This is a genomic window from Staphylococcus sp. HMSC065D05, from assembly GCF_001813195.1.
Taxonomy (GTDB): domain Bacteria; phylum Bacillota; class Bacilli; order Staphylococcales; family Staphylococcaceae; genus Staphylococcus; species Staphylococcus epidermidis.
On record NZ_KV811757.1, the window covers coordinates 1 to 2,914 of the forward strand.

Annotated in this window: 2 protein-coding genes; both read right to left on the minus strand. The window is 32.0% G+C overall.

Annotation, left to right across the window (positions count from 1 at the left end; genetic code table 11):
• On the minus strand, window positions 1-2,377 hold a 2,377-nt coding region (locus HMPREF2897_RS07835; RefSeq protein WP_371091741.1), incomplete at its 3' end, for a SasC/FmtB family protein.
• A 176-nt stretch (window positions 2,378-2,553) separates the two neighbouring features.
• The coding region (locus HMPREF2897_RS07840; RefSeq protein WP_141751291.1) for an LPXTG cell wall anchor domain-containing protein at window positions 2,554-2,914 on the minus strand (361 nt) is incomplete at its 5' end.

Consider the following 2,914-nt stretch of genomic DNA (forward strand, 5'->3'; position numbering starts at 1 on the left):
TCCATGATGATTCGTTTTTACTTGCAATGAGTGTCGTTTCTTGCCCGTCTAGAGTTCTATACTTAACATCTATTTGGGTTGCCTCACCATTAGGTACGATGGTTACATTCACACGTTCTTCATTCACTTCAACAATTGGTGATAGTGGTGTTGCTTCTTTTCTCGGCATAGTGATACGGCTCTCAGCACTTGCATCACTGTTTCCAGTTTTATCATTAGCCCCTATAATACTTTCGGGATAAACTGCCTTGTAATCAATTGTTACCAAACCTGTTTGCATTTCAATTTCTATACCTGGAATATTGTTGTTAAGAGACCATTGATTATTCAATTTATTTGCTATAATTGAAGCCTTCTCATTATCAATATTTTGATAAGTGATTGTTAGCTTATCTGCTTTTTCCGCTGGAGATATAGTTATATTGGGAATTTGATTATTTGATTTAATAATAGGTTGAGGTGGTGTATTATATTTAAGGTTGTTTTTCAATATTTCTAAGGATTGAGTAACATTATTGATAGTTTTTTGAGAAGCTTGATTATCAAGAGCAACTTGATTTTGTTGCTCATTCAAAATGTTTCTACCTTCTGTCATTTTTTCTTGTAATGCACTCCATGAATCTATCGTAAAGTCAGCTTTATTTAAATCACGTATAAATTTATCAATTTCATTCAATTCAGTTTCCAACACATCTTTATTCATTAATAGTGCTATAGATTGCAAATCAACAATATTATCACCAGTTCGTTGGCCGTCATTTCCTCGAAATGTGGCATTGGTTTTATATAGTACATGCGCATTTAAATTAATGAGTTTGGGGCTTAAGGATTCAAAATCAACTGTGTAAGATATATCTTTTCTATCACCAGGATTTAGGTTATCTAATCGAATACTAAGTTTATTAGTGGCATTATTATAATTACCGCTACCTCCTCTAGTCGAAATTAATCTTGAATTTTGCGGTAAAACAACTTCATAATATGTATCTTTTGATTGATTATGACCTTTGTTTTCAACAGACAAATTAATTGTTGCGCGTGCGAAAGTATCGTTTGAACTATTAGGTTGAGTTGTATATTCTCTTTGTGTCACTTTAGAGGTCACATAAGATCCACTATTTATTCTTACATCACTCACTGAACCACCATGATAATAAGATGAATTATCACCAAAACCATGCTCTCTCGAAGATCTTTGTACACTAACTCGACCTGTGGAAGAAACAGGTAAAAATGAGATTCGAACTCTATTAATATCATTGGGAATATTTACCATTGCAGATAACTTACCAGTAGGATACGGACCCATACCGTTTAAACGACTATCAAATAATACACGATTTTGTTCTACATTGCTGATTTTTAATTTAGCACCAGCAGCCCCATCAGAAAATACAGGGCTAGTAGATATAAAATTAACATTTAATTCCGATCCAGGTACCACATCAATATCTTGATAAATACCTGCTACTTTTGAGTCAATAACATTTCTATTCCAACCATCTGTTGTTCTTCCTAAAATTACTCCATAAGGTGCATTTCCGTTACTCATAAAATTTGGATAGTTAACTGCAGTTGTAGTATAAAACATTGGGTATTCAGGATTAGGATCAGTAGAATAACTATGCCAATTGTCTACATTTGTAACTACTGTCAATCTCTTAGAACTGGTTGGCAATGACCCACCAGACACTTGAGAAAAGTTTCCGTTTTGAATTTCTGGATTGGTTTCATTTACTTTTAAAGGGTCATTTGACAAATTTGATTGATCCGCACTTCTAAAAGAAACTGCATTTCTTTTATGTCGAATATGAGAATAAGTTTGACTTCTAACTTCATCACCTGAACGATATGTACTACTCTCACTTCGTTCATGTTTGTAGGATACAGTTTCTTTTTTTCTTAACTTTCCAGCGCTGTTTAAAAATTTATGATAAAACGCATCGACATTTTGCTGATTTTGAGGATTGTTCATTAGAGATTCCGCTTGCACTAAATCAGCTTGAAACAATTTGATTGATTCTTCAGTTTTGTCATTTAGATCAATGGCTTTATATTGTTTAATCAACTTTTTAAGTTCGTCCATTTGGATAGACTTATTTAAACTTAATTGAGATATATCATGATTTTGGTTATTGATTTCCTTATTTGAGGTGTTCTCTTGATTGTCAGATGGTAAAGTGGTTAAATGATTAGTCATTGATTGTTGATGAGACCTTATTTCATATTTGTCACTATCTGCTTTTGCCTCATTGAAACATGAAATGATTATGAAGCCGATAATAGCTACGCTAGTTGCGCCATATCCTTGATATTTTCGAATAGAAAAACGAGTGTTGTTCTTGTCTAAGTTGTTTATTCTTTTGTTTTCCTTCATTTTTAGCTCCTTAAAATTATAATTAATACAGCAATATTCAATCCAAAAATATTAATTATAAATAAATATGTTTCTTTAAAATATACCACCTCATTCAATTTCGCACAATATTTTATTTATATAATAAATTTTCCGATAAAAAAAGTGCAGATTGTACATCCACACTCTATGACTAACTATTCTCTTATTTTATTTCTAAATAATCCTAATAAACCTAAACCAGCAAGTAACATTATTAAAGCAGGATTTTGAATATCGTTTGATTTACCTGTTTCCGGTAATTTATCTTGTACATCATTGTTATTATCTTTCTTGGAAGTTGTTGTAATTTCGTCTACTTTGTCTTTCTTAGTTATTTTTGTGTCTTTCTCGTCTATGTCGCTTTTTGGTATTGCTGGGCTTTTCTCCTCTCTTTCTTTCTTCGAAGTTTTTGTGATTTTTTCTTCTTTGTCTTTTTTTGGTGTTTTTCTGTCTTCGTCTTTCTCGTCTTTACCATTACTTGTTATTACTGGTTTTTTCTCCTCTCTATCTTTCTTC